Below are 19,770 nucleotides of genomic sequence, written 5' to 3'. Positions count from 1 at the left end.
GGTTTTTCGTTTGAAACCAGGAGAAATCAAACCAGCTGATGGGTGGATTGAAATCAATGTGGGACGTGAAACGAAGACGGTGACTGTTGCGAATACAGGTGATCGTCCGATTCAAGTCGGTTCTCACTTCCATTTTATTGAAGTTAATAAATTTCTTGAATTCGATCGTGAAGATTCGGTCGGAATGCATTTGAACATTCCTTCCGGCACTGCGGTACGTTTTGAGCCGGGCGAAGAGAAGGAAGTGGAGCTTGTCGAGTTTGGCGGAAGGCGCCATGTGTTCGGTTTAAATAATTTGACGGAAGGTTCCACTCACAAAAAAGATGAAATTGTTGAGAAGGCGTCGGATGGCGGATTTAAAGGAGCTGACAGTTAAGTGAGAATTACACACGAGCAATATGCAAGAATGTTCGGCCCGACTGTGGGCGACAAGGTCCGTTTAGCGGATACCGATTTGTGGATTGAAATTGAAAAAGATTATACGACGTATGGAGACGAAGGTATTTTTGGTGGCGGAAAATCCCTTCGCGTATCGATGGGGCAGAACGGCGAAAAGACTGCTGAAGACGGTGTGCTCGATACGGTTATTACAAATGCCACAATTATTGACCATACAGGAATCGTCAAGGCGGACATCGGGATTAGGAACGGAAGGATTGTCGGTATTGGTAAGGCCGGGAACCCAAATACGATGGACGGTGTCGATCAAGGTATGATCATCGGTGTCGGTACGGAAGTGTATGGGGGAGAAGGTTTGATTGCAACAGCGGGTGCAATTGACACGCATATTCATCTCATCAGTCCGCAACAGGTGGATGTGGCGTTGAATGCCGGAACGACGACATTCATCGGCGGCGGGACAGGCCCAGCGGCGGGTTCCACTGCAACTACGGTGACGCCGGGGAAATGGCATTTGCATCGGATGCTTCAACAAATTGAGGACATTCCGTTGAATATAGGTATTTTCGGGAAGGGAAGCGCCGCTTTTCCAGGGCCGCTTGTTGAGCAGATCCGGGCTGGCGCAATTGGCATGAAGGTGCATGAGGACTGGGGAGCAACTCCACATGCATTGGATCAAAGCTTGTCGGTGGCGGATGAATATGATATTCAAATCGCCTTGCACTCCGATACGTTGAATGAGGCTGGATTCGTCGAGGATACGATCAATGCGATCAATGGACGCGTCATCCACGTTTTCCATACGGAGGGAGCTGGCGGGGGACACGCGCCGGACCAGTTGAAGATGGCGTCATTGCCGAACGTATTGCCGGCATCGACGAACCCGACAAAGCCGTTTACTGTCAATACGATCGATGAGCATATGGACATGCTCATGGTGTGCCACCATTTGAAACGCGATGTAGCAGAAGATGTCGCTTTCGCGGATTCGCGTATTCGTCCAGAAACAATCGCGGCTGAGGACATTATGCAGGATCTCGGAATCTTAAGCATTATGTCATCCGACTCCCAGGCGATGGGCCGTGTAGGAGAAGTGGCGATCCGGACGTGGCAGACGGCGGATAAAATGAAGAAGCAGCGCGGCCCTCTTCCGCAAGATGAAGAGAAAGACAATGACAATTACCGCGTCAAACGTTATATCTCAAAATATACGATCAACCCTGCTATTGCCCAAGGAATCTCGCATGAGGTCGGCTCTATCGAGGAAGGGAAATTGGCGGACATCGTTTTATGGGAACCTGCATTTTTTGGCATCAAGGCGTCAGTTGTCATTAAAGGCGGAATTGCGGTGTACGCAGCAACAGGAGATCCGAACGCTTCGATTCCGACGCCGCAACCGTACATGGGACGCCGGATGTACGGCTACCACGGCCAAGGCCCACAAAATTCCTCTATGACATTCCTACCGAAAATCGCGGTGGAGGAAGGACTTCCGGAACAGCTCGGACTAAAGAAGATGATCGGAACGGTGAAAAATTGCCGAAACGTATCTAAATCAGACATGAAGCATAATAGCGAAATGCCGGTGATCGATGTAGATCCGGAGACATACGAAGTAAAAATCGACGGCGAACTCGCTACATGCGAACCAGTCGACGTACTACCTATGGCGCAGAGGTATTTCCTGTTTTAACTTTTCATTATTAATTTCGGATACCTAGTTGATTGAAGTGTAAGGCGGCGACTCCGAGGGGAAAAGCGAGACAGCCGAGACCCCGGAGGGAGCGAAGCGACTGAGGAGACTTGGCGCTCGCCCGCGGAAAGCGTCCGCCTGAAACGGAAATCAACGTTATGAGTTTACACTTTTATGAAACCGGAGTCTTTGCAGAGAAGGAGAATGCAAGATGCTAATAGAAAAAATCATAGGCAATATCGGTGATGCAGAAGAAATCCCAGGAAAGCGCATCGAATGGGTCGAACTGGAATGGGAAGAGCTAAGCAAGCGGATTTTGCGGACAGAGACGACAGAAGGCACGGATGTCGCATTGCGCATCGATCAGGAAGAGCCGTTGCAATATGGCGACCTGCTATACGAAGATGACGAACGTTGCATAGTGATCCGGACGAAAATGGAACCGGTCATCGTCATCCGGCCGAAGGACATGGTACAGATGGGCAAGGCCGCGTTTGAACTTGGCAATCGCCATACCCCTGCTTTGATTGAACAAGATGAAATTGTCGTCCGCGCAGATCACACGCTGGCGCCATTATTGGATGAGGTGGGTGTGGAGTATGAGACGACAGAACGACGATTCAAACAACCTTTCAAATACCGCGGCCATTCCCACTGATATACAGTTTTTACGGCTGCTTCAAATCCACGATTCGGCATTCCCGATTGGCACGTATACCCAATCATATGGAATGGAGACGTATATCCAGGAGGATGCAATCAGGACGAAGGAAGAGCTGATTGCTTTTTGTTCAAATTTCCTTCATCAGAATCTCGTATACGGCGATGCGATTCTCATACAGGAAGCGCATAAGGCGGCGAAGAATCGGGATGTCGACCAGCTTCTGCACTTGGAAAACCTTTGCGGGGCGATCAAGCTCGCAAAAGAATCCAGGGATGCAAGCGTCAATTTAGGCAGGCAGTTCATCAAAACTGTATCGCCGCTCGTCGAGGATGCTTTTTTCGACGAGTGGAAAAACCGGATTGGTGCAAATGAAATAAAAGGGCATTATGCGATCCTTTACGGCATTTATTGCGCTGTCAATGATGTCGATGCGCATTATGCCGTCCTTTCGTATTTATTTTCATCGGTGAACGGGCTTATCCAAAACGCAGTGCGTGCAGTGCCGTTCGGGCAAAACACAGGCGTGCAGGCGATGCATCAATTGGCCGAAGAGGTCGTTGTAGCTTCCGGGATTGTCGCAGGTTTGCAGGAAGAGGACATTAGCAACAATGCGCTTGGCATCGAGCTTGCATCGATGAAGCACGAATATTTACATTCAAGATTATTCATTTCATGACAGGAGGCGTTTCTATATATGAAACCAGTACGTATTGGAATCGGGGGTCCCGTCGGATCGGGCAAGACATCGCTCGTCGACGCATTGACCCGTGCAATGCATGAAGACTATAACGTAGCAGTGATTACGAATGATATCTATACGCGTGAGGATGCTCAGTTCCTCATGACTCACGGTGTGTTGGGTGAAAACAGGATTCTTGGAGTGGAGACTGGCGGATGCCCGCATACGGCGATCCGTGAAGATGCTTCCATGAACTTTGCGGCAATCGATGAATTGAAGGAACGTTTCAAAGATCTTGACATCGTTTTTGTCGAGAGCGGCGGGGACAACTTGTCGGCGACGTTCAGCCCGGAGCTTGTAGATGGATATATCTACGTGATTGACGTTGCGGAAGGACAGGATATACCGAGAAAAGGCGGTCCGGCGTTAACGAGATCCGATCTTTTATTGGTCAATAAAACGGACCTTGCACCGCATGTCGGCGTCGATCTTGAACTCTACGAGAGCGACGTGAAGAAGATGAGAGGCGGCCGTCCTTACGTCTTAGCGGATGTCCGGACACGGAAAAATGTCGATCAGATCGTCAATTGGATCAAACGGAATATGTTGCTAGAAGGCGCGGGGACAGCGAGTGGTGAGTAAAGTGGCCCGGAGGCACCATAATGGAAAGCTGGATATGGTGTTTGAGCCGAGAAGGGGCTATACCCGGATGCCGCACGTATTCCAGCAGCCTCCTTTAAAGGCGAGCCGCGAGCTATACGAAGGCGATGATCCTACAGCGACGGTATATGTGATGGAGTCGTCGGGCGGTATGGTGGCAGGTGACCGCAATGATATATCCATCAAACTTTTGCCGGGTAGCAAAGCGCGGATCATACAGCAATCCGCATTGAAAGTGTACCGGTCGCATACAGGTGAAACTTGTGTGCAAAAGATTGACGTGGAGCTGGATGAAGAGGCGCGTCTTGAATGGATGCCTGAAGTGATCATCCCATTCGCGGAATCCAAGTTCCGGATGGAAACGACAATCCGTCTCGCGAAGGGCGCTACTTTGCTTTGGGGTGAGGTTATTGCTCCGGGCCGGGAGAAGCGTGGGGAAGTATTCAATTTCACTTCATTAAAATCAATGATGAAGATCTACGTCGAAGATGAGCTGCTCGCTTTCGACAGCCTTCATTTCGACCCGGAGAATCTGCAACTCAACGGGCTTGGTTTACTTGAAGAGGCATTGTATGTCGGCTCCATTTGGCTCGTTTCGGAACAGGCCGATGAAATCGATCTGCGGGCAATCCAAGAAGCGATGAATGTTGGAGACGGATTACGGGCCGGCGTAACGAGGCTTGCGGGAAATGCGGTGCATTGCCGATTTCTCGGGGTAAATCAATGGAGACTTCAGCAGGAAATGAAACGTGTATTTTCCGAGCTGGCGGCACTCATATAAGCGGGGTAAACTATGGATAAACGAAAAATAGTGATAGCTTTCATCAGTATGCTCCTGCTAGTTGCCGTCGCAGGGTGTGGAAAAAAAGAGTCGTCCGTCGAGAAGGAAAACCGCCTCATCTATGCATCGAAATCCGAGTTTGATGGATTGAATCCGATCATTGAGGAGACGAATGTCGACGCGCTTCTATTCCGAGGACTTTTCCGTTTTGATGAAAACAATGAACCGAAAGCCGATATAGCTGAGTCATTCGACATATCGGATGACAAGTTGACATACACGTTCAAATTAAGGGAAGACATCCGATTCCACGACGGTGAACCGCTTACCGCGGAGGATGTCATCTTTACAATCGAAAGTGTTTTGGATGATAAGAATGCTTCATTCCTGAAGTCCGACTTCAATGAAGTGGAATCTTTGAAAAAAATCGGTGACTACGAATTCGAACTGAAGCTGAAGCGTCCATTTACGCCGATATTGGATAAATTGACGCTCCCGATTTTACCGAAGCATGCATTTGAAGGCGTGGATATGCGGACGGCGGACTTCAATAGCCATCCGATCGGCAATGGACCTTATCAATTCGAACGATGGGACCGAGGCAACAGCTTGACGTTGAAAGCATATGAGCATTTCCATGGCACGAAGCCATCCATCGAGAAAGTCATTTTCAAATTCATCCCCGACAGCAATGTGCGGGCATTGCAATTGGCCTCAGGTGAAGTCGATATTGCCCTGCTCGACCCGGTGCAAGTCGGTGAATTGGAAAAGCGGGATCGAGTGAAGATCTACAATATCGATACTGCGGATTATCGCGGGATTCTTTTTAATATGCAAAACGATCTGTGGCAAGATGTGCGGGTGCGACAGGCATTCAGCTATGCCATCGATCGGGCGCAAATTGTGAAAGGCATTTTGAAAGGGTTCGGGGAAGTGGCCTATTCGCCGCTTCAGAAGCATGCCTTTCATAATGAGAACATTGAAACGTACAGCTATGACGTCCAACGAGCCGAACAATTGCTGGACGAAGCAGGTTGGGAAAAATCGGGCGATGGCTTCCGTTACAAGGATGGCCAGAAGTTGAGCTTCACGATTACGGTTCCTGCATCGGACGCTGTACGTGTCAATATGGCGAATTATGTCGCCGAAGGATTCAAGTCGATCGGTGCGAATGTCGATGTGGCGGCGCTTGACTGGAGTGCCATCACGATTGAAGAGACAGATGCTTTCATGATCGGCTGGGGCAGCCCGTATGACGCGGATCATCATACGTACATTTTGTTCCATTCGGAGGAATCGAGTGTGACGGGATCCGGTTATAATTACGGCAGCTACTCCAATGCAAAAGTGGATGCATTGCTTGAAAAAGGTCGTTTATCAACGGATGAGAAAGAACGGCAAGCAAGCTATATGGCATTCCAAGAAGAATTGGCGAACGATCCGGCATTCGCATTTATCGCTTATGTCAATGCAGTTTATGGCGTTCATGGAAATATCGAAGGCGTGAAGGAGCGTACACTTGGCCATCACGGCTCCGGTTTCCTTTGGAATGTCGAGGAGTGGAAATGGAATGACCGTTAAATGGGTTGGGAAGCGCATGATGTTGGGGGCACTCGTCCTCTTCATCGTGAGCTTCCTCTCTTTTTTCATTATGCATGCAAGTCCGGGAAGCTCCGCGACGGCGTATTACGGGGGCAATGCCCAAACGTTGACCGCCGCAGAAAAAGAGCGGATCAGCAAGGCCTTTGCGCTTGATCGTCCATTTATCGTCCAATATGGGGCGTGGTTGAAGGAGACGGTGCAAGGGAATCTTGGCGTGTCCGCGAAGGAGGGCCGTCCCGTCGCTACGATTCTAGGGGAGAAGCTGCCGAATACGTTGCTGTTGTTCGGTGCATCGATGCTTTTCATTATTATCGGATCGATCTGGCTCGGGATGACAGCGGGCATGAGGCCCGGGTCGCTATTGGACAGGGGCCTGTCGGCATTCAGCATTGCATCTTCTTCCATCCCGGCGTTTTGGCTCGGGATTTTATTCATTTATATATTCGCTGTCACGCTTGGTATCTTGCCGTCGTCCGGCACGAGAAGCCTAGGAGGGGATGGCGATTTTGTTGATAAAATAAACCATCTCATCATGCCGGTGTCTGTCATCGTGTTGACGCATGTCGGCTTGTATGCACGCTTCCTACAAGAAAGTGTCAAGACTGAAATCGGAAGCTATTATGTAATGGCAGCAAGGGCGAACGGAGTGGAAGAGCGGGAAATCAGACAGGGTGTCTTACGAAATGCCTTCATCCCTTATTTAAATTATCTTGGAATAACAATCCCTTCATTTTTCGGCGGATCCGTCATTGTCGAGTCTTTATTTTCCTGGGCGGGCCTCGGCCAAATGCTCGTGAAGTCCGTCATGATGAAGGATTATCCGTTGCTGATGGGCGGCATCATGCTGACAGGCCTGATTGTCGTCATCAGCTTGTTTGTCATTGATGTACTTATGTACATGCTGGATCCGAAGCTTCGGAAAGGGGAGTTGGGTGGATGAAATCGAGGAAGAAACTTGTCTTCTGGTGCTCGCTTCTCGGCTTGATCCTCGCTTTGACCTTGTGTTCGGATCTTCTCGCAACACAACCTGTGAATGAAATGGATTTGAATGCAGTATATTCGCCTCCAGGTGAAGGCCATCTGTTAGGGACGGACCATCTAGGCCGGGATGTCTTTTCTCGTTTATTGCATGGCGGAAAAGTGACATTGGCAGTTGCGGGCTTGTCGGTAGCGATATCGTTCATTATCGGTGTTGTTTACGGAGGAATTAGCGGGTATGTCGGCGGTTGGACCGATAGTGCCATGATGCGGATATTGGAAGCGCTCATCTCAATCCCTTCCCTCATTTTCGTCTTGGCGTTCCAGGCGATCATGCAAGGCGGCATGTGGGGGATGACGATCATCATCGGCGTGACGGGCTGGTTTACGACGGCCCGGATCGTCCGCTCGGAATTCATCCGGCTGAAGGATGCGGAATATGTGAAGATGGCGAAAATGTTCGGTACACCGGTATGGAAAATCATAACGGGGCATCTGTTACGCAATAGCCTGCCACCGCTTTTCGTCGTGACAATCTTCAATTTGGCGGGAGCGATATTTATCGAAGTGTCGCTCAGTTTCCTTGGAGTCGGCATCCCTCCCTCGGTACCATCGTGGGGGAATATGCTGTACAATGCCCAAAATGATTTATTGATTGGAGCTTGGTGGATCGGGGTATTTCCTGGATTGCTAATCTTCATGACGATTCTTTCCATCAACTTTATCGGCGAAGAGTTAAAGAATCCCGGAAGGGGGCGGTTCCATGCTTGAGGCAAAAGATTTATCGATTGACATCAATGGTGCGACTGTGGTGAAGAAAAGCTCATTTTTTATTCCGAAAGGGAAAATTACAGCGATAATCGGCGAAAGTGGCAGCGGGAAAAGCATGACGGTTGCGGCAATGCTAAGGATGTTGCCGGCAGGTGCACGCGCTTCCGGAGAAATGCGTTATAAAGGTGCCGATTTGTTGCACGCAACGAATGATGAGATGGTGGCATTGCGGAAAAAGGAGTTTTTCACGATCTTTCAAGATGCTTTGAACAGCTTTAATCCAAGCGTGAAGATGGATCGGCAGTTGTATGCATTTTCCGCAGGAAGGGTCGGGGATGATCAAGCTAGCTTCCGATTGAAAATGAAGGAGATTCTCGGAAGGCTGAGCTTGTCACCAGATATATTGGACCGGCATCCATTCGAATTGTCGGGCGGCATGCTGCAACGGTGCATGATTGCCTGCGCTTTGTATGTTGAACCAGCCTTGCTCATTGCAGATGAACCGACGTCCGCACTCGATAAAGTTGTGCAGAAGGAATTTCTGAAATGGCTCCGTCTGTTGAATGAAAGCGGGACAACCGTGTTGATCATTACCCATGATCTGGATGTCGTCGCAGCCGCTGCGGATGAAATAATCGTCATGCGGAAAGGCGAAATCGTCGAGACGGGTGCGGTTGCAAATGTCTTGGCGAGGCCGACGCATGAGTATACGAAGCGGTTGCTGGATAGCCGATTTTAGGAAAGGGGGCGTAGGAATTTGTTGAAAGTTGAACATCTATCGAAAAGCTATGGCAGGGGAAAACGAAGGAAGACCATTCTTCACGATATCAATTTGTCGGTAGGTGACGGTGAGCTCGTCGGAATCGTCGGAGAAAGCGGCAGCGGGAAAAGTACGTTGGCGCGGCTCATCATGCGATTGGAGCCGGTGGATGAAGGTAGGATGTCATTCACGGGAGCGGATGATTTCTATGCCTCCTGCCAAATCGTCTTCCAAAATGCAACCGCCGCCATGAATCCTTCCTGGACAGTCCGCGACATTTTGAAGGAGCCTCTTCGGTTAATGGAAGGGGATCGCGATGCGTATATCAGCACGATGCTTGGCAGGGTTGGATTAGAAGAAAAACATTTGGAAAGGCGTCCTTCAGAACTTAGCGGCGGTGAACGGCAACGGGTGAACTTGCTGCGCTCGATGCTTATAGAGCCGAAACTATTGATTTGCGATGAAATCGTATCCAATTTGGATCGTTTACTTCAAAAGGAGATTGTCGAGCTTATACAGCGGTTGAACCGGGAGACAGGTATGGCAATTCTGTTCATCTCCCATGACCTTAAGGTCGTGCAGCATTTATGCGACCGGGTGTATGTGATGGAAGGCGGTAGGATTGTGGAGGAAAGCGTGAAGCAGGAAGGACGCTTTTCATTCACACATCCTTATTCCCTCATGCTATTCGAGTGAGCTTGTTCAACCCTTTTTGAAGTGGGTATACTGGAAGAGAGTAACGAGAGGGAGATGCAATTATGGAACAACGACCGATGAGTCAATCACGAACAATTACAACGAAACTTGTTTTACCGCCGGACACGAACCACATGCAGACGATTTTTGGTGGGAAGGTCTTGGCGTACATAGATGAAATTGCTGCCATAACGGCGATGAAACATTCGAACAAGGCTGCTGCCGTCACTGCCTCCATCGATTCGGTCGACTTCCTGTCGTCCGCGAAGGTAGGCGACATCCTTGAACTGGAAGCGGTCGTCAGCTCGACGGGGCGCACTTCAATGGAAGTGTTCGTAACGGTGCATTCGATGGATCTGTTGACGGGAGAGAAAAAGCTGACGACGGAATCATTCCTAACAATGGTTGCGATGGATGAAAACAACAAACCGACACCGGTTCCGGGCGTCTATCCGGAAACCGAAGCGGAAAAACGGTTAGCCGAAACAGGCCCCGCCCGCCGAAATCACCGGAAACTGCGCAGGGAAATTAAACATTGATGAAAAATCCGCCTTACTATGAGGCGGCTTTTTTGTTTCGGAGAATGAAACTTACAAAGACGTTTTCCGTATAGTAGGAAAGGGGTGATCACGATGAGAGCGAATATCCATGATCGGCAAATGGAGTTGACGATGCTCCGGAATGAGCGGAACCGGGTGAAGCGTCGGCTGGAAGGGGCGGAAGCGCAATATAAGGAAGCGGTTCGGTTGCGCGATCGCTTGCACCGGCAGCTATCAAACGAGCAGCAGGATGTTGTGAAGTTGGGCAAGTTTTCATTTGCGAATAAAATCAAAGAGTGGACAGGCAAATGGGATGGGCAGATGGAAAAGGAGATCAATGAAGTCGTTGAGGCCGAATTGAAATATAACGAAGCCGAAAAGACGGTGACGGACTTGGAAGCGGAAGTCGGGCGACTACGGGCCGAGATGAACCGGGAAGATTTCCTTTACGTGGATGAGGATTGGGAAGATTTCTTGAAGGAAAAAGAGGCGTGGATTCGGCAAAACGATACAGCGGCGAATGGAACGCTGCAGAAAATTGCCGATGATCGAGTGCGCGTCCGTTCGTTAATGAGGGAAATTGATGAGGCATATGAGGCTGGTGACAAAGCGAAAATGGCGCTGGATGCTGCGCTCGATAGGCTAGGAAATGCGGAAGGGCTGTCAATGTGGGATACGTTTTTAGGCGGAGGGCTCATCGTTTCGGCACTGAAGTATTCGGAAATGAACAGCTCAGATGACCTTGTGCATCGCGCGCAACGGGCACTTCGCCATTATGAGACGGAATTGATGGACGTCCAAAATGCCGCAACCGAATCGTTCAACGTGAACCATAATGACTTTTTTACATTTACGGATATTTTCTTCGATAATATCTTCTCCGACTGGGCGGTGCATTCACGCATTACAGGTGCGAAAGGGAAGCTGAATGTCGTGCTCCATGACGTCCGCCGCGTGCAGGACCAGTTGCGGCGGAAACGTGATGAAGCGATGGAAGAATTGAAGCGCCTCGACGAGCAGGAGAAGGATATTATTGTGTCTTAAGCAAACTCCAGAAACTCAATACGGTTGCCGAACGGGTCGTGTGTAAAGAAGCGGGAACGCCCTGCAATTGGCGGTTCTTCTGAAATTTTGTACCCGGCTGATTCCAGGCGGGATTGCAATTGTTCAAGCGCATGTACGGTGAAGCCGGGATGCGCTTTTTTGGCTGGTGTGAAATCGGCTTGGATGCCAATATGGACTTCCTGCGCGCCGCATTTGAACCAGCAGCCGCCCCGAGCTTGCAAGTTTTCGGGCTTCGGAATTTCCTCCATTCCGAGCAGATTGCCGTAAAATTCGCGTGCCTGTTCCTCCGAGTTTGGAGGTGCAGCGATTTGGATATGGTCGATGCCGGTAAGAAATTCAGTCATGTTCAATCGCCCCTTTTGTATTGTTATCTTCAGTGTAGATGAGTTGGTCAAGAGAAGCTATGACGGGAAATGAAACAATATACATAAGGTTTTCTTATAACTGATTGACTTTCCGATAAGTTTCGCGGAGAAATCAACTTGGTATCTTTTTTTTGTCGCGATAAATGCCTTTGATAAATTAAAAGCCCTATAAACGGGTCGTCCATTAGTCCTGAAATGACGATATAAATGTGAAAATGATCGATAACTTCCTAGAAGTGACCGATAACTTGTCTCGATTGACCGATAAATGCTTGGAAATGATCGATAACTCTAGAGAAATGATCGATAATCCCAAGCACTCATTACATGAACTTTCGTTTCATTTCACACAAATCATTCAATTTCCTTTACATTACAGAATATAGTAGTGTACCATGTAACTAATACACCAATACAGGGGGAGGTAGACGGGTGAAGCAGTGGAATGGTTTATTGCAAAAGGAATGGGTCCAGTGGAGAGGGCAGATTATTGTGCTGGTTTTCCTGCTATTGGCGGGATTGTTCATATTGCCGTACGTGGCGGGGGTGCTTGCAGTAGGGGAAATTTCTATATTTGAAATGACGATGGTCATTGGTTTTGTAGCGGCAGGTGCATGCATATTGGTTCCTGTCATCGCGTTCTCGATGATGTTCAACAAGGATATGAAATGGCCGGATTTATGGTTTCATTCCACAGCTTCCACGGTGAAGCTTGTGGCGGCGAAAATGGTGATGTCAGCCGGAGTGGGCTTGGCATACTTGCTTGTTACGTCATTTGTCGTTGCGATCAAATATGCACTTACACCTCAACCGGAAGCCATTTTCAATGAGTTATTGTTTTATGGAAGTTTGCTGATCGGCGGAGTTTTTCTCGTTTCCATACAGTTCATGGTTTACGGATTTTTCTTTATCGTCATCGATCAGTTGTTGAAGCCTTTTCTTAAAGGGTTTTCCTTTGTTGTTACATTAATTTTATTCATCATTTCAGTAAGGATTTATGGGGAGGTTACGGGTTCCGATTTTTACGAGAAATTCATACAGGTAGGCAGTTTCGATTTGATGTCCCTTAAGAACCCGGTGATCGATCTCCAATATGATTACTTCACCGTCACGGATACAGTTTTGTACGCGGGAGAGATCATATTCACCGTTCTCTTTACTGTAGGCTTGTTCTATTTGGCAATCGCCTTGTTTGAGAAGAGGGTGAGGCTATGACGAGCTGGAATGGTTTATTGAGAAAAGAGTGGGTGCTCATGAGGTATTCACTAGTGACGTTTATCGTGGTCTTTTTCGTGATTGCCGTATCAAGTTTTGCACCTATGGCGGTTGGCGGTATTATGGACGGCGTCGAGCTTACTCAAATGTTCTCGATGATGCTTATGCTTATGGGAGCGTCGTTTTTCCTCCACAGCCTTCATATTGATATGAAGCAGCCTGACGTATGGCTTCACTCGCCCTATTCGATTGTGAAACTTTTGGGCGTCAAGGCATTCATGTCAATTCTATTTGTTTTAGGAGGTTTCATCATTTGGAGCGGAATAGGAGTAGGTGCCTTTTTCATCGGGGGTTTTGCAGGGGGAATCCCTGGACTTACACCATTGCTAAAGATGCTCGTAAATACTCTTTTCTTCATTTCCGCCGGCCTGCTGATTTGGGTAATTTATAAAATTTTAGAGATCAGGATTGGTTGGTTGGCAGCGGTGATTTCACTTATTCCCATCTCTATCGCAGCAATGATATGGGGATTTCTAATTGCAGTGTGGGAGACAATGGATTTCCCAGTCAGTTCTATTATTTACATCATCGTTTCAATCGTATTATTTGCAGGCGGAGCGGTTCTGCTTGATAAGAAAGTGAGGTACTGACGATGAGCATTGATTTTTCACCGGATAAGCCGATTTACCAGCAGCTCATCGACCGGATTTTAGGGGATATTATGCGAGGCACGCTTGCAGCGGGGGAGAAGCTGCCGTCCGTCCGGGAGTACGCAGTGGAAGTGGGCGTCAATGCAAACACGATGCAGCGCGTATACAAGGAGTTGGAGCAAATGGAGGTCACTGAGACGAAAAGGGGTCAGGGGTCGTTCGTGACAGAGGATCGGAATAGGATCGCTGCGCTTCGGAATGAAATGAAGGAGCAGCTCGTGACGACTTTCCTTCAAAACGTGGCGGCTTTCGGATTTACGACGGACGAAATTGTACAGTGTCTGCAGGAACGGGGTGGCGAGAATGATTGAATTGAAGAATATCGTGAAGAAGTATGGCAGTAAGAGGGCGTTGCAAGAAGTGACAGTATCAATTCCGCGAGGGAAGGTAATCGGTCTCGTCGGTGAAAACGGCAGTGGGAAGTCGACGTTATTGAAGCTGATGGCGGGGGTGTTGACGCCGGATTCCGGGAGTGCGACGTTCGACGGACAGCCAATTACAAGGCGGATTGCCGCCCAGGTTGCGTATATGTCTGATACAGATGATTTCTATACGTACTTCACGGTTCAGCAGCTCGTTGACTTTTATGAATCACAGTTCGATGATTTTGACGTGTTCAAAGCAAAGGAGATCTTGCAGTTCCTGAATGTGTCGCTTGATCTAAAAATCAAAAGTTTGTCGAAAGGGAACCGGGGGCGTGTGAAAATCGCAGTGACGCTTGCGCGCGAAGCCGATGCCTATTTGCTCGACGAACCGTTTTCCGGACTTGACCCGATGGTGCGGGATGATATTTCGAAAGGCCTCATCCGCTTTACAGACACGGAGCGCCAGACGGTCATCATGTCGACGCATGAGATCCGGGAAGTCGAGCCGCTATTGGATGAGATCATCGTCATGCGGGGAGGGCGGTTAATCGCCCATGAGGCGGTCGACGAAATACGGGATTTTTACGGAATTGATGCTACGAGCTGGATGGTGTCCCTGTTCAAAGAGCGGCAAGCAGAAATGGAGTTGGGAAAATGAAACCGGTAGTGGAATTGAAGAATATAACCAAAACGATTCGAAGCAAGAAAATCATCGACAATTTGAATTTGTCGTTGTATCCGGGGCAAATCACCGGATTCCTCGGTCCGAACGGGGCAGGGAAAACGACGACGATACGAATGATGGTCGGGCTCATGAAGCAGACGGGGGGCGACATCGTCATCGAAGGTGTGTCGCTCCGTGACAACTTCGAGGAAGGCCTTTCGAAAGTCGGCGTCATCGTCGAAAACCCGGAAATGTATAAATTCATGTCAGGTTATAAGAATTTAGTACATTTCGCACGCATGCATAAAGGGGTGACGAAGGAGCGAATCGATGAAGTTGTCCGCCAAGTTGGTATGCAAAACCGGATACATGAGAAAGTTGGGACGTATTCACTTGGGATGCGCCAACGTCTTGGGCTTGCGCAGGCGCTCCTTCACCGGCCGAAGTTCCTGATTCTGGATGAACCGACGAATGGACTCGATCCTGCGGGAATCCGCGAATTCCGGCAGTATTTGCGTAAGATTGCCGAAACAGAAGGGGTGTCCGTCTTCGTTTCCAGTCATATGCTTAGCGAGATCGAGCTCATGTGCGACCGAATCGCCGTCATTCAAAACGGCAAGCTGATTGATATCCGGGAAATGTCCGAGGCACGTGATTCGTTTTATTACATTGAGGCGACGCCTTCGGAAAAAGCGGAGCAATTGCTCACGATCGGAGGATTTACGGTGGAGCCGTTTAAAGATGGATTGCTCGTGAATGCAGAGCAACATCAGGTTCCGGGCTTGGTCGAGTCGTTCATTGCCGAAGGGCTGCAAGTATTTGCGGTTCAACCGCACCGGAAGACGTTGGAGGATGAGTTCCTGGAGATGACTGGAGGTGGCCAAATTGCTGAAGCTTATGCAAAATGAATGGATGAAGTTGTGGCATAAAAAAGGGACATGGATCATGGTCGGCATTCTGATCATCATTACTTCCGGCATGATGGGATTGATGAAATGGATCAGTACACAAAACAGTAACGGGATGACGAGGGAAGGGATGATTCAAGATCCGTCATCGTTAGGCGGTACCGTCTTATTGCTAACCGTCATCGTTGCAGCGGGCATTGTCGCTTCCGAGTTTTCGCAAGGGACGATCAAAATGCTGCTGACACGTCCCGTGAAACGGTGGAAGATTCTGTTGTCCAAATTCCTGACAGTAAATCTGTTCGGCATGTTCCTCATGCTAATCGGTTACGTTGTCTATATTCTTTTGGCGATTATCTTATTCAAATCGGGTGCAGGAGAGAGCATGTCAAGTTGGTCGGTTTGGAACAAGAGTCTCTATATGCTGCTTCTCTCATTCGGAAGCGTGTTCGTCACGGCGACATTCGCGTTTACGGTCGGCAGCGTTTTCCGGTCGAGTTCGCTTGCGATTGGCCTGTCGCTGTTCATCTATTTCACCGGCTCCACGATCAGCGCGTTGCTATCACAATATGAAATCGCGAAATACTTGCTATTCACTCATATGGACTTGACACAATTTGAAACGGGCATGATGTTAATTCCTGATTTAACGATGCTGTTCTCGTTCGCCGTATTGGCCGTTTACATCGTAGCCTTCCTCGTGATCAGCTTTTCAACGTTTGTAAAACGAGATGTTACTGCTTGATTGGTAGGTAAAATTAGATAGAGAACTCCCGATTTGCCCAACATCGGCCGTCACAATGGCCGATGTTTTTAGTTCTTTTGGATTACACAATTGCCTTTCTGAGGGTGGATAGATAGAGATGGAAGCGACGAAGAAGGTCGATTTCTATCGAATTTTCCCAATTTCCTATTGTCGGAATGTTTGCTACAGTGAAGTTAGCAACACCGAATCTAATAGGAAAAGAGGAGAATGAATGAAGAAACCATTGAAGGTGCTCGCAGCAATTGCAATTACGGCAAGTATGCTTGTTCCAGCAGGAAGCGCGTTTGCAAAGGATGATTTCCGGGATTTCAAAGAGGAGCAAATGAAGCAACGGGGCGAAACGTTCCGAGTGCTCATCACGGCGAAGAATGAACAAGAGCTGCAACAGCTTCAACAAAGCTACGAGCTTCGCAATGCATTCGACGGCCATTCCTACACGACGGACGTGACAGCGAAGGAGTTTGAGGCTTTACAGAATATACCGCATATCACTGTCGAAAAAGTGGAAGTGTTGTCTATCCAAATCGACCCGGCATCATTGACGGTGAATGATGAAATGGAAGCAGCGGCTGCGAGCCAGTCGGTTCCTTGGGGAATCAAGGCGATCTATAATGACAGTAATCTGACATATACGACAGGCGGTTCAAACGTGAAAATCGCCGTGCTCGATACAGGCGTCAATGTGAACCATAACGACTTATACTATAACTCGGAACAATGTAAGGACTTCACGCAAAGCTCGCCGCTTGTGAATAATTCTTGCACCGACCGCAACGGGCATGGCACACACGTTGCGGGGACTGCCTTGGGCGAAGGTGGAGATGACAGAAGAGGCGTTTACGGAGTGGCCCCGAATGCGAAACTGTGGGCGTATAAAGTATTGAATGACTCTGGTAACGGCTATGCGGATGACATTGCAAATGCAATCCGCCACGCGGCAGATCAGGCATATTCCCAACAGGCGAAAGTCGTCATCAACATGTCCCTCGGTTCGAACGGAGAAAGCTCATTGATCACGAATGCTGTCAACTATGCGTATGACCGCGGCGTATTAGTTGTCGCGGCAGCAGGAAACGACGGCTACTCTCCTGGTTCGATCGATTATCCGGCAGCTTTGCCGTCAGCAATCGCAGTCGCGAATCTCGAAAATCGGTTGGAAAACGGCACATACCGTGTCGCCAACTCTTCGTCCCGTGGCAATAACAGAACGGCCGGCGATTATCTTATCCAAACGGGAGATGTTGAATTGTCGGCACCCGGCACATCCATCTACTCGACTTGGTACAACGGCGGGTATGCGACAATTAGCGGTACATCCATGGCAACACCGCATGTGGCAGGATTGGCAGCGAAAGTTTGGGCGGAAAACCCAAGCTTCACAAACGTTCAGCTACGCTCCAACTTGCAAAATCGTGCGAAATCATATGATATCCTCGGCGGTCACTTCGCCGGCACAGGAGACGACATTGCATCCGGATTCGGGTTTGCAAGAGTACGTTAAAATAGCCTCCTAATGAAAATCCCATACATTAGGCCGAAAACAGTCCCTTACTCCCCTGGGACTGTTTTCTCATGTATTCAATTAATGGAAATGATATGTTTTGAATAGTTAGAAACTAAAGGGGTGCTAATGATGAATATCGGATCCATCCTAAAATACTACAGAATGAAAAACAATTTGACACAAGCCGAGCTCAGTAATGGCGTCTGCTCCATCTCGCATTTAAGCAAAATCGAGTCGAATAAATACATTCCCCATACCGAAACAATCAATGAACTGTTCAAACGGATGGGCATTGAATGGGAGAGAGAAGTCGATATATATGAATACTGGAAAGAGAAATTGGAAACATTCATCATGCACTCGGTCTATTACGACTTGAAATCGATGGAAGAGGTATACAAAGAGCTTTCCACGAAAGAAGACTACTTGCAATCGACAGATTTGGTGAACCGGTATGAGCTCTATAAATTGCGTTATTATTTATTCAAACGGGACAAGCCCCGCACTACGCAGCAAGTATCCATCTTGAAACGGATGGAAACGTCATTCACAGATTATGAAAATGGTGTATCCAAAGTTATTTACCTTATACACGACATCTTCTCCCAAGACTTTACGGCTGCTGAGAATCGCCTAAAACAAATTGAAGCACACCGTGAAAGGATTCCTTTCATGTTCGAAGGGGAGCTGTTTTATCAAAAAGCGTATTTGCTTCACAACAGAGCACAATACGGAAGATCGACATACTTCGCGGAAATGGCCGTCGACCACTTCCGGAAAGACAACAATTACATCCGCCTGCTTCACGCACAGCTTCTATTGGCCATCAATTATACGAACCGTGATTTCATCCTACAAGCAGACAGCTTGTTCAAAACGGTTCTCCGCAATGCGAAGTTGATGGAGATGGATGAGTTGTATCGGGGGGCGCTCTACAATTATTCGATGTTACAAAATAGGAGAGGGCTTCATAAATCAGCATATGACATGTTGCAAGAAGTAAAGACGCTGTTGGAGCCGGGCACCGATTTTTATCAAGCAGTCCTTATTCATTTATTGCAAACAGCCGTTGAGGAAAAACAAGAAATCGATTCGCTGCTTGATGAATTGGAAGGATTAGTAGAAAGGAAAAAAGACCCATATTTAAAGGTACAGTTAGATTACTTTAGAAAGACTAAAATTTCCCAACGAGAACTTTTTGACTATTGTGAACAAATAGCATTCCCTTTTCTGAAGAAACATGATTATATAGGGGAAGCAAGAAGTATTGCCTGGAGATTGGCAAACTATTACCGATCTACCGGCGACTACGAAAAAGCAGGGATGTATAGTTTGTATCATTATGATAAGGGGGAGAAGGAATTATGAAACGAAAGTTAACCATCATTTTACTGACGGCAATGTTTGCTGCATTTGCCGGGACGGGTACCGCATTTGCACTAGAGCCGAATGACAGCGTATCCACGCACACAAAAGGGAAAGACAATTTAACTCCACCATCGGTCTTACCCCCACAAACATGAGAAAAAAGGTGTCCCTAGCCAACTGGCTGCGGGACACCTTTTCAATTTTCCGTCATCATGACGCGATTCCACAAAAAAAGCACTTCAACAATCACTTATGATTGTTGAATGTGCTGATAAGACCAAATGTTGTACCAAGGATGATAAAAGCGAACAAGATGTACATGATGTATAAGAACCACATGAAGACTTCACTCCTTTTTATCGTCAATCCTACATTCCATTGTAGCATCAGTTCGAGAAGGAGGCAACGAACGACACAAGGATGTCGAATTTGGGGGAGGGGTGGTTCAGATAGAGTGGGATTAGAATAAAAATTCATGACTTGGTAATTGAGGATTCAATAGATAATCATTTCTAAGCGGAGCAGCAACTTATTTCCTACTTACAAACATGCCGAAACACCCGTTTTACTGTTTGCTTGAAACCCTTCCACGCCTCTCACCGTATTGTAGCTAACCAAAAG

23 protein-coding genes are annotated in these 19,770 nt (G+C 48.1%); 22 read left to right on the top strand and 1 reads right to left on the bottom strand.

Features of this window, described 5'->3' with window-relative positions:
- Positions 1-10 precede the first annotated feature (10 nt).
- From ureB to NIT04_RS17715, 13 genes are all read left to right on the top strand, one after another.
- On the top strand, positions 11-376 hold the full coding sequence (ureB, locus tag NIT04_RS17775; RefSeq protein ID WP_252504836.1) for an urease subunit beta: 366 nt from the start codon (positions 11-13) through the stop codon (positions 374-376).
- On the top strand, positions 377-2,092 hold the full coding sequence (gene ureC / locus NIT04_RS17770; protein WP_256470623.1) for an urease subunit alpha: 1,716 nt from the start codon (positions 377-379) through the stop codon (positions 2,090-2,092). It abuts the gene before it with no gap.
- Positions 2,093-2,303: 211 nt separating this feature from the next.
- Positions 2,304-2,750: an urease accessory protein UreE gene (locus NIT04_RS17765; protein ID WP_252504835.1), complete on the top strand. Its 447-nt coding sequence runs from the start codon at positions 2,304-2,306 to the stop codon at positions 2,748-2,750.
- On the top strand, positions 2,692-3,432 hold the full coding sequence (locus tag NIT04_RS17760; protein ID WP_252504834.1) for an urease accessory protein UreF: 741 nt from the start codon (positions 2,692-2,694) through the stop codon (positions 3,430-3,432). The genes NIT04_RS17765 and NIT04_RS17760 overlap by 59 nt, the downstream gene beginning before the upstream one ends.
- A gap of 18 nt (positions 3,433-3,450) precedes the next feature.
- Positions 3,451-4,077: an urease accessory protein UreG gene (ureG, locus tag NIT04_RS17755; protein WP_252504833.1), complete on the top strand. Its 627-nt coding sequence runs from the start codon at positions 3,451-3,453 to the stop codon at positions 4,075-4,077.
- A complete protein-coding gene (locus NIT04_RS17750) occupies positions 4,067-4,876 on the top strand; it encodes an urease accessory protein UreD (RefSeq protein WP_252504832.1) in 810 nt (269 codons plus the stop codon). Before ureG ends, NIT04_RS17750 begins: the two co-directional genes overlap by 11 nt.
- Positions 4,877-4,888: 12 nt before the next feature.
- Positions 4,889-6,457, top strand: coding sequence for an ABC transporter substrate-binding protein (locus tag NIT04_RS17745; RefSeq protein ID WP_252504831.1), 1,569 nt, complete (start codon positions 4,889-4,891; stop codon positions 6,455-6,457).
- Complete coding sequence (locus tag NIT04_RS17740) at positions 6,447-7,418, top strand: ABC transporter permease (protein ID WP_252504830.1); 972 nt, start codon at positions 6,447-6,449, stop codon at positions 7,416-7,418. The genes NIT04_RS17745 and NIT04_RS17740 overlap by 11 nt, the downstream gene beginning before the upstream one ends.
- Positions 7,415-8,227: an ABC transporter permease gene (locus tag NIT04_RS17735; RefSeq protein ID WP_252504829.1), complete on the top strand. Its 813-nt coding sequence runs from the start codon at positions 7,415-7,417 to the stop codon at positions 8,225-8,227. The genes NIT04_RS17740 and NIT04_RS17735 overlap by 4 nt, the downstream gene beginning before the upstream one ends.
- Positions 8,220-8,966 carry an ABC transporter ATP-binding protein gene (locus tag NIT04_RS17730; protein ID WP_252504828.1) on the top strand — a complete coding sequence of 249 codons (747 nt, stop codon included), beginning with the start codon at positions 8,220-8,222 and terminating at the stop codon, positions 8,964-8,966. Before NIT04_RS17735 ends, NIT04_RS17730 begins: the two co-directional genes overlap by 8 nt.
- An 18-nt stretch (positions 8,967-8,984) precedes the next feature.
- Positions 8,985-9,683, top strand: coding sequence for an ABC transporter ATP-binding protein (locus NIT04_RS17725; RefSeq protein ID WP_252504827.1), 699 nt, complete (start codon positions 8,985-8,987; stop codon positions 9,681-9,683).
- Between the two features lie 62 nt (positions 9,684-9,745).
- Positions 9,746-10,222 carry an acyl-CoA thioesterase gene (locus NIT04_RS17720; RefSeq protein ID WP_252504826.1) on the top strand — a complete coding sequence of 159 codons (477 nt, stop codon included), beginning with the start codon at positions 9,746-9,748 and terminating at the stop codon, positions 10,220-10,222.
- 93 nt (positions 10,223-10,315) lie between these two features.
- Complete coding sequence (locus NIT04_RS17715) at positions 10,316-11,266, top strand: hypothetical protein (protein ID WP_252504825.1); 951 nt, start codon at positions 10,316-10,318, stop codon at positions 11,264-11,266.
- Here the strand turns inward: NIT04_RS17715 and NIT04_RS17710 are convergent.
- On the bottom strand, positions 11,263-11,631 hold the full coding sequence (locus tag NIT04_RS17710; RefSeq protein WP_252504824.1) for a VOC family protein: 369 nt from the start codon (positions 11,629-11,631) through the stop codon (positions 11,263-11,265). The two genes, NIT04_RS17715 and NIT04_RS17710, sit on opposite strands and share 4 nt — an antisense overlap.
- 453 nt (positions 11,632-12,084) lie before the next feature.
- Between NIT04_RS17710 and NIT04_RS17705 the strand changes: the two genes are divergently transcribed.
- The 9 genes from NIT04_RS17705 to NIT04_RS17665 all read left to right on the top strand — a co-directional run bounded on the left by NIT04_RS17705 (position 12,085) and on the right by NIT04_RS17665 (position 19,304).
- On the top strand, positions 12,085-12,867 hold the full coding sequence (locus tag NIT04_RS17705; RefSeq protein WP_252504823.1) for a hypothetical protein: 783 nt from the start codon (positions 12,085-12,087) through the stop codon (positions 12,865-12,867).
- Entirely contained in the window at positions 12,864-13,517 is a 654-nt protein-coding gene (locus NIT04_RS17700) for a hypothetical protein (RefSeq protein WP_252504822.1), read from the top strand. Before NIT04_RS17705 ends, NIT04_RS17700 begins: the two co-directional genes overlap by 4 nt.
- A 2-nt stretch (positions 13,518-13,519) precedes the next feature.
- A complete protein-coding gene (locus tag NIT04_RS17695) occupies positions 13,520-13,888 on the top strand; it encodes a GntR family transcriptional regulator (protein ID WP_252504821.1) in 369 nt (122 codons plus the stop codon).
- Complete coding sequence (locus tag NIT04_RS17690; protein ID WP_252504820.1) at positions 13,881-14,600, top strand: ABC transporter ATP-binding protein; 720 nt, start codon at positions 13,881-13,883, stop codon at positions 14,598-14,600. Before NIT04_RS17695 ends, NIT04_RS17690 begins: the two co-directional genes overlap by 8 nt.
- The gene (locus tag NIT04_RS17685; RefSeq protein WP_252504819.1) at positions 14,597-15,514 is read left to right on the top strand and encodes an ABC transporter ATP-binding protein; all 918 of its coding nucleotides are present in this window, start codon (positions 14,597-14,599) and stop codon (positions 15,512-15,514) included. Before NIT04_RS17690 ends, NIT04_RS17685 begins: the two co-directional genes overlap by 4 nt.
- Positions 15,492-16,256 carry an ABC transporter permease gene (locus tag NIT04_RS17680; RefSeq protein WP_252504818.1) on the top strand — a complete coding sequence of 255 codons (765 nt, stop codon included), beginning with the start codon at positions 15,492-15,494 and terminating at the stop codon, positions 16,254-16,256. Before NIT04_RS17685 ends, NIT04_RS17680 begins: the two co-directional genes overlap by 23 nt.
- Positions 16,257-16,488: 232 nt before the next feature.
- Positions 16,489-17,778 carry a S8 family peptidase gene (locus NIT04_RS17675; RefSeq protein WP_252504817.1) on the top strand — a complete coding sequence of 430 codons (1,290 nt, stop codon included), beginning with the start codon at positions 16,489-16,491 and terminating at the stop codon, positions 17,776-17,778.
- A 132-nt stretch (positions 17,779-17,910) separates the two neighbouring features.
- A complete protein-coding gene (locus NIT04_RS17670) occupies positions 17,911-19,149 on the top strand; it encodes a helix-turn-helix domain-containing protein (RefSeq protein ID WP_252504816.1) in 1,239 nt (412 codons plus the stop codon).
- On the top strand, positions 19,146-19,304 hold the full coding sequence (locus NIT04_RS17665; protein ID WP_252504815.1) for a hypothetical protein: 159 nt from the start codon (positions 19,146-19,148) through the stop codon (positions 19,302-19,304). The genes NIT04_RS17670 and NIT04_RS17665 overlap by 4 nt, the downstream gene beginning before the upstream one ends.
- The last annotated feature ends 466 nt before the right edge of the window (positions 19,305-19,770 follow it).

The organism is Sporosarcina sp. Marseille-Q4943, assembly GCF_943736995.1.
GTDB lineage: Bacteria > Bacillota > Bacilli > Bacillales_A > Planococcaceae > Sporosarcina.
This window is presented reverse-complemented; position numbering and strand designations above follow the sequence as displayed.